At 71.8% G+C, this 13788-nt stretch carries 9 protein-coding genes, 2 tRNA genes and 1 pseudogene; 11 read left to right on the forward strand and 1 reads right to left on the reverse strand.

The window, feature by feature from the left end:
• The first annotated feature begins 5 nt into the window (after positions 1-5).
• From OG584_RS24140 to OG584_RS24185, 10 genes and pseudogenes are all read left to right on the forward strand, one after another.
• Positions 6-78 (forward strand) — tRNA-Ala (locus tag OG584_RS24140).
• Between the two features lie 386 nt (positions 79-464).
• Positions 465-698 (forward strand): hypothetical protein, encoded by a 234-nt coding sequence (locus OG584_RS24145; RefSeq protein WP_275494237.1) that lies wholly within the window; start codon positions 465-467, stop codon positions 696-698.
• Positions 699-783: 85 nt separating this feature from the next.
• Positions 784-856: transfer RNA gene (locus tag OG584_RS24150), tRNA-Ala, on the forward strand.
• Between the two features lie 297 nt (positions 857-1153).
• A complete protein-coding gene (gene leuS / locus OG584_RS24155) occupies positions 1154-4069 on the forward strand; it encodes a leucine--tRNA ligase (protein WP_405780837.1) in 2916 nt (971 codons plus the stop codon).
• Positions 4070-4230: 161 nt separating this feature from the next.
• Positions 4231-5067, forward strand: a complete 837-nt coding sequence (locus OG584_RS24160; protein WP_405780839.1) for a hypothetical protein — start codon at positions 4231-4233, stop codon at positions 5065-5067.
• A gap of 104 nt (positions 5068-5171) precedes the next feature.
• The gene (locus OG584_RS24165; RefSeq protein ID WP_405780841.1) at positions 5172-6017 is read left to right on the forward strand and encodes a DegV family protein; all 846 of its coding nucleotides are present in this window, start codon (positions 5172-5174) and stop codon (positions 6015-6017) included.
• A gap of 677 nt (positions 6018-6694) precedes the next feature.
• Positions 6695-7480: a helix-hairpin-helix domain-containing protein gene (locus OG584_RS24170; protein ID WP_405780843.1), complete on the forward strand. Its 786-nt coding sequence runs from the start codon at positions 6695-6697 to the stop codon at positions 7478-7480.
• A complete protein-coding gene (locus OG584_RS24175; protein WP_405780845.1) occupies positions 7477-9951 on the forward strand; it encodes a ComEC/Rec2 family competence protein in 2475 nt (824 codons plus the stop codon). Before OG584_RS24170 ends, OG584_RS24175 begins: the two co-directional genes overlap by 4 nt.
• 221 nt (positions 9952-10172) lie before the next feature.
• Positions 10173-10541, forward strand: a pseudogene (locus OG584_RS24180) (VOC family protein); the annotation flags it as partial.
• Between the two features lie 634 nt (positions 10542-11175).
• Positions 11176-12066 carry a YceI family protein gene (locus OG584_RS24185; RefSeq protein ID WP_405780847.1) on the forward strand — a complete coding sequence of 297 codons (891 nt, stop codon included), beginning with the start codon at positions 11176-11178 and terminating at the stop codon, positions 12064-12066.
• A gap of 169 nt (positions 12067-12235) precedes the next feature.
• Here OG584_RS24185 and OG584_RS24190 read toward each other — a convergent pair whose 3' ends face one another.
• Positions 12236-12481 carry a hypothetical protein gene (locus OG584_RS24190; RefSeq protein WP_405780849.1) on the reverse strand — a complete coding sequence of 82 codons (246 nt, stop codon included), beginning with the start codon at positions 12479-12481 and terminating at the stop codon, positions 12236-12238.
• Positions 12482-12741: 260 nt separating this feature from the next.
• Here OG584_RS24190 and holA point away from each other — a divergent pair, with 260 nt between their 5' ends.
• Positions 12742-13737, forward strand: a complete 996-nt coding sequence (gene holA / locus OG584_RS24195) for a DNA polymerase III subunit delta (RefSeq protein ID WP_405780851.1) — start codon at positions 12742-12744, stop codon at positions 13735-13737.
• Positions 13738-13788 lie beyond the last annotated feature (51 nt).

Here is a 13788-nt window from a genome sequence, read left to right on the forward strand (position 1 = left end):
ACAGCGGGGCTATAGCTCAGTTGGTAGAGCGCCTGCATGGCATGCAGGAGGTCAGGAGTTCAATTCTCCTTAGCTCCACAGTCGAAAGCCGGACAAATCCCGTCCCCATCAGGGGGCGGGATTTTTCGTCCGCCTGCCCCGGTCTCCGTCCGCGCGTCCCCCGACGCCGCTGCCCCTCTTGCGGGGCCATGGCAGAATCGGACCGCCGGAGGGACGACGGCCCGTAGGGAGGGGAGAGCGCGATGCCCGCGAGCATGCTCGATCGCGTCCACGCCCTGGCCGGCGGGGCGACGGCCCGCGCCCGCCCCCGTCACGGCACCCCGCCCAACTGCCCTGCACGGCCTGTCCGTCCGGCTCGCCGCCCCTGTCCGTCCCGCGGATCCGCCCACGTCGCCCGGATGCCCGGCGACAGCGGCGGCATCTCGTACATGTGCCCGGCCTGCGGCCACAGTTGGAGCTGACTGATGGGTGCACACAGGAGGAAATGCGACTGGTGCGGCAGTGGTACGCCGATCGTCAGGGACATGGACCCGATCAACGCCGACTACCAGTACTGGTGCGAGGAGTGCGCGCGGGCGCTGATCATAAAGGGCGACCCGATCGAGACCTACCGAGAGCTGGAGGGGGAGCCGATCTACGGACGGCTCCTGGAGGAGCACTGCACGCTCAAACGGTTCTACTCCTTCGCCACCGCCTGACCGCGGAACGGATTTGGCGGAGCAACGGGGGACCGGTAATGTTGGCGGAGCCGAGGGGGCGACCCCGCGAAACGGCGGACAGTACGGGGCTATAGCTCAGTTGGTAGAGCGCCTGCATGGCATGCAGGAGGTCAGGAGTTCAATTCTCCTTAGCTCCACAGTGGGATACGCAGAAGCGGGTCATCCGAATCGGATGGCCCGCTTCTGCGTGTCGGCGCGACCGTCCCGGTGGCCGGGCGCCGGGACGGCCCGTGCGGTGCCTGCGGTACCCTGACGCCATGCGTGCCGTACGCCTTCTGCTTAGTGAGCCGCGCTGATCAGTCCCGACCGATGAAGTGTCCCGGTCGGCATCAGCGCGGCGCCCCCTCCTGTGCGAGGGGCTTTTTCGTTTGGTGCCCCTGGCGCCACAGCCATGAGGATCGCGGGCAGAGACGACCGATGGAGCTTTGAGGACCATGACCGAGACGAATTCTTCCCCCGCTGCCGAAAGCGCGGGAGGAGCCCCCTCCGATGTGACCGCAGCGCACCGTTACACGGCTGCCATGGCCGCTGACATCGAGGCACGCTGGCAGGACTTCTGGGACGCCGACGGCACGTACGACGCACCGAACCCCACCGGCGACCTGGCGGGCGATCCGGTGCTGGCCGCCAGGCCCAAGAAGTTCGTCATGGACATGTTCCCGTACCCCTCGGGCACCGGTCTGCACGTCGGTCACCCGCTGGGCTACATCGCCACGGACGTCTACGCCAGGCACCAGCGCATGACGGGCCACAACGTCCTGCACACCCTGGGCTTCGACGCCTTCGGTCTGCCGGCCGAGCAGTTCGCCGTCCAGACCGGCACCCATCCGCGGGCCTCCACCGAGGCCAACATGGAGAACATGAGGAGCCAGCTGCGCAGGCTGGGCCTGGGCCACGACAAGCGCAGGTCGTTCGCGACGATCGACCCCGAGTACTACAAGTGGACCCAGTGGATCTTCCTGCAGATCTTCAACTCCTGGTACGACCAGGACGCGCAGAAGGCCCGGCCGATCGCTGAACTGGCCGCCCAGTTCGAGAGTGGTGAGCGCCCGGTCCCCGGCGGCCGTGTGTGGAGCGCGCTGAGCGCCGTGGACCGCGCCGACCTGCTGAGCGAGTACCGCCTGGCGTACGCGTCGGACGCCCCCGTCAACTGGTGCCCGGGTCTGGGCACGGTCCTGGCGAACGAGGAAGTGACCGCCGACGGCCGCTCGGAGCGCGGCAACTTCCCCGTCTTCAAGGCGAAGCTGCGCCAGTGGAACATGCGCATCACGGCGTACGCGGACCGGCTGCTGTCCGACCTGGACGGACTGGACTGGCCCGAAGCGATCAAGCTGCAGCAGCGGAACTGGATCGGCCGCTCCGAGGGCGCGCGCGTCGACTTCGCGGTCGGCGGCGGCTCCGGGCCGATCACGGTCTTCACCACCCGCCAGGACACCCTGTTCGGTGCGACTTACATGGTGCTGGCGCCCGAGCACGAGCTGGTCTCCGGCGAGAAGTCCATCGTCCCGGACGCCTGGCCCGAGGGCACGCACGACGTATGGACCGGCGGCCACGCGACCCCGGCCGAGGCCGTCGCCTCGTACCGCGCCTTCGCCGCGTCGAAGTCCGATGTCGAGCGGCAGGCCGACGCGAAGGAGAAGACCGGCGTCTTCACCGGTGCGTACGCGGTGAACCCGGTCAGCGGCGAGCAGGTCCCCGTCTTCATCGCCGACTACGTGCTGATGGGGTACGGCACCGGCGCGATCATGGCCGTCCCCGCACACGACAGCCGTGACTTCGCCTTCGCGCGCGCCTTCGAACTGCCGATGCGCTGTGTCGTCGAACCGTCCGACGACCGCGGCACCGACCCCGCCACCTGGGACGACGCCTTCGGTTCCAACGACGCGAAGCTGGTCAACTCCGCCCGCGACGGCATCTCCCTGGACGGCCTGGGCGTCGTCGAGGCCAAGGAGCGGATCACCGGGTGGCTGGCCGCTCGCGGGATCGGTGAGGGCACGGTCAACTTCCGGCTGCGCGACTGGCTGTTCAGCCGCCAGCGCTACTGGGGCGAGCCCTTCCCGATCGTCTACGACGAGGAGGGCATCGCACACCCGCTGCCCGAGTCGATGCTGCCGCTGGAGCTGCCCGAGGTCGACGACTACTCGCCGCGCACCTTCGACCCGGACGACGCCGACACGTCACCGGAGACCCCGCTGTCCCGCAACGCGGACTGGGTCCACGTCGAGCTGGATCTGGGGCTGGGCGACGGCGTGAAGAAGTACCGCCGCGAGACCAACACGATGCCGAACTGGGCCGGTTCCTGCTGGTACGAACTGCGCTACCTGGATCCGCACAACAGCGAGAAGCTGGTCGACCCGGCCATCGAGCAGTACTGGATGGGCCCGCGCGAGGGCCTGCCGCACGGCGGCGTGGATCTGTACGTCGGCGGCGCCGAGCACGCCGTACTGCACCTGCTGTACGCGCGGTTCTGGTCCAAGGTGCTGTTCGACCTGGGGCACATCTCGTCGGTCGAGCCGTTCCACAAGCTGTACAACCAGGGCATGATCCAGGCCTTCGTCTACCGGGACAGCCGGGGCATCGCGGTGCCCGCGGCCGAGGTCGAGGAGCGGGACGGCGGATTCTGGTTCGAGGGCGAGCAGGTCAGCCGCGTCCTGGGCAAGATGGGCAAGTCGCTGAAGAACGCCGTCACCCCGGACGAGATCTGCGCGGAGTACGGCGCGGACACGCTGCGCCTGTACGAGATGGCGATGGGTCCGCTGGACGTGTCACGGCCGTGGGACACCCGCGCGGTGGTCGGCCAGTACCGGCTGCTGCAGCGGCTGTGGCGCAACGTCGTCGACGAGAACACCGGTGAGGTCACCGTCAGCACCGCGGAGCCCGGTGAGGAGACCCTGCGCGCGCTGCACAAGGCGATCGACGGCGTCGGCCACGACATGGCGGGGCTGCGGTTCAACACCGCCATCGCCAAGGTCACTGAGCTGAACAACTACCTGACCAAGGCGGGCGGCCCCGTGCCGCGCACGGTGGCCGAACGGCTGGTGCTGCTGGTCGCCCCGCTGGCGCCGCACATCGCCGAGGAGCTGTGGCGCAGGCTGGGACACACCGGGACCGTGGTGCACGAGGACTTCCCGGTGGCCGACCCCGCGTACGTCGTGGACGAGACCGTGACGTGTGTCGTCCAGGTCAAGGGCAAGGTCAAGGCGCGCCTGGAGATCTCCCCGTCGATCGCGGACGAGGACCTGGAGAAGCTGGCGCTGTCGGACCCGGGAGTGGTCGCCGCTCTGAACGGCGCCGGGATCCGCAAGGTGATCGTGCGGGCGCCGAAGCTGGTGAACATCGTTCCGGCCTAGGGTCTGCCGTCGTCGCCCGGAGGGCGTCGCACCGCAGACGGCAGTTTGACCACAGACCCCGGGGTTTCCCCTACGGGCAGGCTGGGGGTTCCGGCGGAACCCCCAGCCTGCCCGTTCCGTTTACCGTGGAGGTACTCAGTCCGACAACCGAGGGACGCCCCATGGAAGCCGTGATTCTCATCCTGGTGCTGCTGTTCCTCGCCTTCATCGGCGCAGGGGTGTACGCGGCCGTGAAGGTGGTGGGGACGGCCAGGCGGAGCGTGGACCGTACGATCTCGCAGGCCAGGCGCACCGTCGAGGACACCGCGCTGCGCGCGAAGAGTTACGGTCAGCCGGGTGCGGCGGGCGAGCTGGCACAGCTGCGGCTCTCGCTGCGCACGTCGATGCGGGCCACCCAGGACGCGCTGCACGCGGGCGTGGCGGAGGACGAGTCGCTGCGCGAGACGCTGGGGCTCTTCGAGCGGCTGAGCGCGCACGGCCTGGAGCTGGACGCGGAGCTGAGGCGGCTGGAGCGCGAGCCGGACAAGGCCGGGCTCGGCCGGCGGCTGCCGGGGCTCCGGGAGCGCACGGAGCAGATCACGCACTCCGCGGACGCGCTGCGGTGGGCCGCCAGGGACCGGGCACGGAGGTTCGCGGACGACGACCTGATCGCGCTGAACGAGCAGATCGATGTCGAGGCCGGGGCACTGCGGCACTGGACGACGGCGGACGGCAGCGAGCGGGAGCCGGGGGGACGGGCTGCCGGGACCCTGCATGACCAGGGGGGCACGCGTGCCGCTGACGGGCGTCCCCAGGGGCACGCAACCGGTCCGGGGACCGGGGCGTCGCCGCAGGCGCAGTCGTGGCCCTCGCCCGGCGGCGCGGCCGGTGCGGCGCAGTCCTGGCCGCCGGCCGACGACGAGACCGTGGCCGGCCCCGAGGCGATCACCGCACGGGACCCGAAGCAGCGGCAGCGCTACCCGTGGGAGAAGACCGCCCGGCCCGACAGCACCACCTGAGTGTCCGTCGAGCCCTCCGTGACGGGCGAGGACGGAGCGCCGCCGGTCACGTCGGCGAGGGGCCGCACTGCCGGGCCGCCGCCTCTGCGGGTAATCTCCGGCTCATGTCCCGCCATGTCGCGATCGTCACCGATTCCACGGCCTACCTGCCGCAGCAGACGTTGGCGCGGCACGGCATCACCGCGGTGCCGCTGACCGTCGTCCTCGGCGACCGCGCCCTGGAGGACGGTACGGAGACCTCGGCCCGCGCGCTGGCGCTGGCCCTGCAGAAGCGGCGTTCGGTGACCACGTCCCGACCTGGCCCCGAGGTGTTCGCTGCCACCTACCGGGCGGCCGCCGAAGCCGGGGCGAGCGGAATCGTCTCGCTCCATCTGTCGTCGGAGTTCTCCGGCACGTACGACGCCGCCGTCGTGGCGGCGCGGGACGCGCCCGTGCCCGTCCGCGTGGTCGACACCGGCATGGTCGCGATGGCCCTCGGGTTCTGCGCCCTGTCAGCGGCCGGAACGGCGGAGACGGGTGGCACGCTGGACGACGCGGTGGCGGCCGCGGAGAAATGCGCCGGAGGGATGTCCGCGTACTTCTACGTCGACACGCTGGACTATCTGCGGCGGGGCGGCCGGATCGGTGCGGCCCAGGCACTGCTCGGCTCGGCCCTCGCGGTGAAGCCCCTGCTGGAACTCGACGGCGGCCGCATCGAGATGCTGGAGAAGGTGCGCACGGCGTCCAAGGCGATCGCCCGGCTGGAGGAGCTCGCCGCCGACCGGGCGGGAGCGCGCCAGGTGGACATCGCCGTGCACCATCTGGCGGCGCCCGAGCGCGCGGCCGCGCTCGCCGATCGGCTGCGGGAACGTGTGCCCGGCCTGATGGATCTTCACGTCAGTGAGGTCGGTGCGGTCATCGGCGCGCATACGGGGCCCGGTTTGCTCGCGGTCGTGGTCTCGCCCCGCTGAAATGCCGGAGGCACTCGTTCGGGTGGCGGTGTTATCCACAAGTTCCGGTGTTTCCACCGTAATTGACCTTGATCAGCAGGGTTGTGCCGACTTCCCTACTGTCTCGTGGCATGACTTCCCGCACGCTCACGTCACGTTCCGCGACCAGCGGTCCCGGCCGGGCTCCCGCATCGGACGGCCGTATCCGCCACACCGGCCCGCGCCGCCGTATCCGGCGCATGCGTCACCGGCGGGCGCCGACGGGGTCCGACGAGGCTCCGCGTCTGCGGGCCGAGGCGCTCTTCCAGCGTCGCTCGGTGGCTGCGGCGGGTTTGAGGAGCCCGGGGGACGAGCCGGCTCCGGTCGCCGCGACGGGTGTCGTGACCCCTGATGGAGCGGGCGCCCCGGCCGCGGTGGCCGATGCGGCACGGGCGGTCGCGGCGGATGGCTCGGTCCCGGCAGCCGTCCCGGCCGTGCGCCCTGCGCCGCGTGCCCCGCGTAAGAGGGCGCCGTCCCCGGAGCGGAGGGCGGCCGGGAGCGGGGGCGCTGGTGCCGGCGGAGGCACGCGCGGTGGCTCGGGCACAGGTTCCGGGGGCCGCGTCGGCGAAGTCACCGGTGTGGGTACGACCGGCGGGGCAGGCGCGGCAGTTGCGCCGGGCCTGCCGGGTGATCGGGGCCTGCCGGGTGGTGGCGCACCGGTGTCCGGGCGTACGGGCGCGGCTGTCGCCCGGACTGCTGAGGCCCTTCGGGAGCGCCTGCCACTGTGGATCCAGGCACGCTGCGGGCTGGCGCCCAGGACCCTGGCCGCTCTGGCCGTCGTGCTCGCCGTGGCCGCGGCCCTCGCAGTCCAGCACTTCTGGGCCGGGCGTCCGCAGCCCGTCCGGGCGCCAGCCGTGGTCAGCGCGGGGCTGCCCACCACCGGATCACGGACCGCTGCCGCCGGGCAGGCGCCGTCCGGGTCTCGCCCGTCCCCGGGATTCCTGGCGTCCGGGGGATCGGGACCCGCGCCGTCCGGGGCGCCCGCCGCCCGGATCGTCGTCGATGTGAGCGGCAAGGTCCGGCGGCCCGGCATCCAGCGGCTGCCCGCCGGATCGCGGGTTGCCGACGCGCTGCGAGCGGCGGGAGGGGCCGAGGACGGGGTGGACACCGAGGACCTCAACCGGGCCCGTGTACTCACGGACGGCGAACAGGTGATCGTCGGCGCCCCGGTGGCGACGGCAACGACGGCAACGCACGGCGTCGGCACCGGGGGAGGCACCGGCGGCCCCGCTGCCGCTACGGGGGCCGCAGCGGGGCCGGTCAGCCTCAGCAGCGCCACTGTGGACCAGCTGGACACACTGCCCGGTGTCGGCCCGGTACTGGCCCAGCACATCGTCGACTACCGCTCGGAGCACGGTGGGTTCGCCTCCGTCGACGAACTCCGGCAGGTCACCGGCATCGGCGACCGGCGCTTCTCCGACCTGCAACCCCTCGTACGGCCATGACACGCGCGGCAGTTCACGCGGCGTCGGGCCACCGGCTCGGCGCGGCCGATCCACGGCAGGAAGGCCCTGCCGACCTGCGGCTGGTGGCGCCCGCTCTGGCAGCGTGGGCCGCGGCCGCCCTTTCCGTGGCGGCCTCAGGGCGGTGGGCGTTCTGTTTCACGGTGCTCTGCGCCGGTACAGCGGCGGTGGTGGCGGTGCTGGGGCGCGGCGCCGTCCCACGGGGAGTCACCCGGCCGGGAGGCCGGCTCAACACGACGGCGGTGGTCACCGCGCTGCTGTGCGCCGCCGCGGGCACGGCGTCCGGCGGGCTGCACGGCGCTGATGTCCGGCGCGGGCCCCTGCCCGCACTGGCACGTCAGTCGGCCCGGGTCACGGTGGAGCTGACCGTCACCTCCGACCCCCGCCCGACGCGCCCCCGGATCCGTGGCGACCACGCGACCCGCGCATCCGTCGTCCTCGACGCAGAAGTGACCCGGGTACGGGGCCCGGACGGAACCACATCAACCATCCGCACGCCCGTCCTGGTGATCGCCCACTCGGCCGGTTGGCAACGGCTGCTGCCGACCACCCGGCTGCGGCTGAGCGCCCGCACGGAGCCGCCGCTGCCCGGCGACGATCGCATCGCTGCCGCGCTCAGCGCGGACGGCGGCGGGCCCCCGCGGATCATCGGCGCGCCGACGTCCGTCCAGCGTCTCGCCGGGCACCTGCGCGCCGGACTGCGCGAAGCAAGCGAAGGGCTCGCCCCGGACGCACGGGCACTGCTCCCCGGGCTGGTGGTGGGAGACACCTCACGGGTCCCGCCCGATCTGACCGATGCTTTCAGGACAACCGACCTCACCCATCTGCTGGCTGTATCGGGCAGCAACCTCACCCTTGTCCTCGCCCTTCTGATCGGTTCGCCGGGCACCGCACTCCGCGCGGAGCGGGGCGGCCTCGCGCCGCGGCTCGGAATCCCGCTGCGGACGACGGCCGCGCTCGGTGGCGCCCTCACGCTGGGCTTCGTGATCGTGTGCAGGCCGGAGCCCAGTGTCCTGCGCGCCGCCGCCTGCGGGCTCGTCACGCTCCTCGCGATCGCCACGGGCCGGCGCAGGTCACTGATCCCGGCCCTGGCTGCCGCGGTACTGCTGCTGGTCCTGTACGACCCGTGGCTGGCCCGGAGTTACGGCTTCCTGCTCTCGGTCCTCGCCACGGGAGCCCTCCTCACGCTCGGTCCGCGCTGGAGCGACGCACTGCGGCGGCGCGGCATGACACCGAGGCTCGCCGAGGTGGTGGCGGCAGCTGCCGCCGCGCAGGCGGTGTGCGCGCCTGTGATCGTCCTGCTGGCCTCCCGCGTGGGGCTGGTCGCCGTCCCCTGCAATCTCCTTGCCGAGCTCGCGGTCGGACCTGCGACGGTTCTGGGTTTCGCGGCTCTCGGGGTGGCTCCGCTGTGGAGCGCGGCTGCCGCCGTACTGGCGCACTGCGCCGGGTGGCCGGCAGGCTGGATCGCCGCAGTGGCCCGGACCGGCGCCGCGCTGCCCGGCGCGGAGATCGACTGGCCGGGCGGCCCGGTGGGAGCAGTGCTGCTCGCAGCGGTCACGCTCGCCCTGGTGGCGGCCGCCCGCCGAGTGCGCCGTCGCCCCTGGGTCTGCGCGGCCTGCATCCTCCTGCTGCTGCTCGCGGTCGTCCGGCCCGCACCACTCACCCGGGTCGTGACGGGCTGGCCGCCGCCCGGGTGGAAATACGCGATGTGCGACGTGGGGCAGGGCGATGCGACGGTGCTCGCGGCCGGCGAGGGGGCTGCCGTCGTCATCGACACCGGACCCGACCCCCGCCTGGTCGACCACTGCCTCCGGGCCCTCGGTGTGACCCGGGTCCCGCTGCTCCTGCTCACCCACTACCACGCCGACCACGTGGCCGGCCTGCCCGGCGTGCTGCGCGGCCGGACGGTAGGCACGATCGAGACGACGGACCTCCAGGACCCGCCCGACCAGCGAGCGGCCGTGGTGCGAGAGGCAGCGGCCGCGCGTATCCCCGTCGTCCGGGCGGGGCCGGGGGAGCAGCGCCGTATCGGACCGCTCAGCTGGCAGGTCCTTTGGCCGCCCGCAGCATCCGCGTCCGTCGCCGACGGGCCGAACGACGCCAGCGTCACGCTCCTCGTCCACGCGGCGGGTCTGACCCTGCTGCTGCCGGGCGACCTCGAACCACCCGCCCAGCAGGCACTGTTGCGGACCTATCCGGCTCTCCCGCCGGTGGATGTACTCAAGGTGGCCCATCACGGCTCGGCCTACCAGGACCCGGCGCTGCTCCGCGCGCTGCGCCCCCGGCTTGCCCTGATCTCCTGCGGCGAGGACAACCCGTACGGCCACCCGGCGCCGCGCACGGTCGCGTCGCTCAGAGCGGGCGGTGCCACGGTGCTGCGCACGGACAAGGACGGTTCCATCGCGGTGACGGGCGCCGGGCCGGCGCTGCGGGCGATACCGGTGGGGCACTGACCCGCGCCCGCAGGCGGGCAGGGTGGCGGTGGCCCGCCTGCTTCGGCAGGACATGATCCTGACGGGTGACGGGTGACGGGTGACGGGTGACGGGTGACGGGTGACGGGTGACGGGTGTCGGACGACGGGTGACGGAATGTCGGTTCGTCGATGCAGGCCGTGTGATGGAGGCGGTGTGATGAAGGCCGTGTGATGGAGGCGGTTTACATAGGGTCGGCGGCATGACGACACGGCTTGCTCACATCGCTATGAATGCCCGGGACGATTCCGCGCTCGGCGCGTTCTGGGCTGAGGTGTTCGGCTGGAGTGCTGTCGGCGAGGGGCCCGGCGTGACCACCGTCGAACCTGTGGGCCTTGTCCATCCCGACCCTGTCGCCATCCGTATCGACGTCCTTCGCGTCCCGGAACCCAAGACGGTCAAGAACCGTCTGCACATCGACCTTGCCACCACGTCTGAGGCTCATCAGGCGGATTTGGTCACGCGACTTCAGGCTCTCGGTGCGAACCGGGCCGACGTGGGCCAGGGCGATGTGCCGTGGACGGTCATGGCCGATCCGGAGGGCAATGAGTTCTGCGTGCTCACTCCGCGCTGACACGGAGTCCTCCGACACCTCGGCCCGTGGGTAACGGGGCACCACTCCGGTGCCCGACTCGCCGGCTGAAGTGGTGGCCCGCGAGGGCCCGGTGGTGCCTTCCGTATCTGTTGCACGGCGGACGGCGGACGGTGGGCGGCGGCCCGGACGTCGTGCGGCCCGGCGACAGCAGTGGCAGGTGGAGGAACGCCCGTGCGGTCCGGCCGACTTCGGGGGAGGGGGCGGCGCCACCGCACCTCGCCCGCCTCTCGCGCCACCGTTCAGTCACCCGCTCGTCCGTCGGATCAGGGCCCGGCGGCAACGGCAGGATCACGTTCACCGGCAACATGTCGTCCACTGCGGTGCGGCGTGAGCGGGTACGAGCAGTCACTGTGCAGCGGCGCGTTGAGCCTGGCGTCCCACCTTGACCACTGCGGGCTGGAGTTGGGCCGGGTTCTGTTGGACACGGACATTACTTCTGAGTAAGTACAACTCGTGACAGCTGCCCGCCAACCCGTACGACCAGCGCCGTTTGCCCAGACCGGCCCAACAGTGATCGAATGCATATTCGTCAGCGGGTCGCCGCCCCGACAATGACGTCCTCCCGTGCGTGCGACCGAAGGTCGACCCGATGCGCGGGGGTTCTGCAGAAGTGTTCAGCCGTTGGTTTGGTAACCGGTCACAGGCCGGCGCAGGTCGAAGTGGCGGCCCCCTGGGCGGGCTGACGGTGCCGGCTCACGCGGGTGTGCTCAGTTGCCGGGTGCTCGACCCCGTCAACGAGCCTGTCCAGCAGGCGGAGTTCGTACTCACGGACGCCATGGGCCGCAGAACCGTCGGCGGCGAGACCGATCCGTACGGTTCCATATTCGCCACCGTGCCCCCGGGTGAGTACCGGCTGGCCGTCACCGCCGAGGGCTTCACCCCCTTCCACGGCAGCGCCACCGTGACCGAGGGCGGCCACTCCGGGCTGGGCGACGTCACACTCCAGGTCACCCAGCCTCCCTCGCTGCCGGAGCCGGGCGAGTGGGAGATCGAGCCGATGCACTCGCAGATCAGCTTCACCGCCCGCCACATCGGGATGGCCCGCATCCACGGACGTTTCAACACCTTCGCGGGTGCGGTCAGGATCGCGGAGCACATGGAGCAGTCCGCGATGCACGTCATCATCGACGCGGCGTCCATCGACACCAACGTCCGGATGCGGGACGACCACCTGCGCTCGGGAGACTTCCTCGATGTGGCGCACTTCCCGACGCTCGAGTTCTACAGCGAGCGCTTCGTGCACCGCGGCGGCAGCCGCTGGGGGGTGACCGGCGCGCTCACCCTGCACGGCGTCAGCCGTACGGTCACGCTCGACACGCAGTACCTCGGCATCGGCAATGGTATGGAGGGGGAGGTGCGTGCGGCCTGCCGCGCCACCACCGAACTGCACCGGGACGACTTCACCGTCAGCTGGCAGACCATGCTGGCCCGTGGCATCGCCGTGGTCGGCAACAGCATCACCATCGACCTGGACGTCCAGATCGTGAAGAAGGCCGTCTGAACGAGGCGGTCGGGGACGCGCCCTCGTCGGCCGACTGGACGCCGGCCGACTGGACACCGACCGACTGGACACCGGTCCCACTGGACACCGACCGACTGGACACCGGTCCCACTGGACACCGGTCCGAGGGACACCGGCCGGACGGCACCGGTCGATACCGGGGGACGGCTCAGGGCGCCTCCAGCCACCCCTCGTACTCCGCGGCGAACGCGTCCAGGGCCACCGGATCCAGCCGGGCCTCCGGGTCCTCGACGACGACCAGCCACTGTGCGTCCTCGGCGTCGTCCTCGCCCGCCAGCGCGTCACGGACGAGCTGGGGCTCCTGGACCACTCCGAAGCGCTCGGTGACCTCCCCGGCCACCTCGTCGGCTGTGTCGCGGTCGGGCAGCACCAGTACATGTCTCACATCGCTCACCGGTCCATTCTCCGGCACGCACGGACAGCACGGGGCTGCACGGACCGCCGTACGAGCTGCACGGGCTGCACGGATCGCCGTACGGACTGCACGGGCCGCACGGGCCGCTCGGACCGCATCTGCGCCGGGGCGGCGGGGCGGCGGGGCAGTGGGGCAAGCGGGGCAGCGGGGTGCCGGACGGTGTCCCGGGCTCCGGATCACCAGGGCAGCCGACGTGATCGCCGGGGCGCTGTCGGTGCCGCGTGGGATGCTGGACCGCGATGATCCGGAAACAGAGTCAGCAGAGCTCCACCGACAACCCGCTGGTACCCCTCACCCTCGCTGTGGGACAGGAGGACCTGCTGCTCGACCGTGCCGTTCAGCAGGTGGTCGCGGCCGCCCGCGCGGCCGATGCCGACACCGATGTCCGTGATCTCACGTCCGACCAGCTCCAGCCGGGCACCCTCGCCGAGCTGACCAGCCCCTCGCTCTTCGCGGAGCGCAAGGTCGTCGTCGTGCGGAACGCGCAGGACCTCTCCGCCGACACGATCAAGGACGTCAAGAATTACCTGGGAGCCCCGGCCGAGGAGATCACTCTGGTGCTCCTCCACGCCGGCGGCGTGAAGGGCAAAGGGCTGCTGGACGCCGCCCGCAAGGCCGGCGCACGCGAGATTGCCTGCCCGAAGACGACCAAGCCTGCCGAGCGGCTCTCCTTCGTTCGGTCGGAGTTCCGGGCCCTGGGCCGTTCCGCGACCCCCGAGGCGTGCCAGGCGCTGGTCGACTCCATCGGCAGCGATCTGCGGGAGCTCGCGAGCGCCGCCTCGCAGCTCGTCGCTGACGTCGAGGGGACGATCGACGAGGCGGTCGTCGGGCGCTACTACACAGGGCGCGCGGAGGCCTCCAGCTTCACGATCGCCGACCGGGCCGTCGAGGGGCGCGCGGCGGACGCGCTGGAGGCGCTGCGCTGGTCGCTGTCGACCGGGGTCGCTCCCGTACTGATCACCAGCGCCCTGGCCCAGGGAGTCCGGGCCATCGGCAAGCTCTCGTCGGCCCGCGGGGGGCGTCCCGCCGATCTCGCACGTGAGCTGGGCATGCCGCCGTGGAAGATCGACCGGGTGCGGCAGCAGATGCGGGGCTGGACGCCGGACGGAGTCGCGGTCGCGCTGCGAGCCGTCGCCGAGGCGGACGCGGGGGTCAAGGGCGGCGGCGATGACCCGGAGTACGCGCTGGAAAGAGCGGTGGTGGCGGTAGCCGGGGCGGCCCGGATGCGCCGCTGACAGGCAGGACCGCCACAGGCAGGACCGCCACAGGCAGGACCGCCCGCGGAC

It is taken from the genome of Streptomyces sp. NBC_00859 (assembly GCF_045161865.1).
Taxonomy (GTDB): Bacteria; Actinomycetota; Actinomycetes; order Streptomycetales; family Streptomycetaceae; genus Streptomyces.

Bases quoted from the DNA above. Each gene is read 5' to 3' on its own strand.
- OG584_RS24160 (WP_405780839.1), top strand. From the start codon at position 4,231: ATGGAAGCCGTGATTCTCATCCTGGTGCTGCTGTTCCTCGCCTTCATC.
- OG584_RS24145 (WP_275494237.1), top strand. From the start codon at position 465: ATGGGTGCACACAGGAGGAAATGCGACTGGTGCGGCAGTGGTACGCCG.
- OG584_RS24175 (WP_405780845.1), top strand. From the start codon at position 7,477: ATGACACGCGCGGCAGTTCACGCGGCGTCGGGCCACCGGCTCGGCGCG.
- OG584_RS24165 (WP_405780841.1), top strand. From the start codon at position 5,172: ATGTCCCGCCATGTCGCGATCGTCACCGATTCCACGGCCTACCTGCCG.
- holA (WP_405780851.1), top strand. From the start codon at position 12,742: ATGATCCGGAAACAGAGTCAGCAGAGCTCCACCGACAACCCGCTGGTA.
- leuS (WP_405780837.1), top strand. From the start codon at position 1,154: ATGACCGAGACGAATTCTTCCCCCGCTGCCGAAAGCGCGGGAGGAGCC.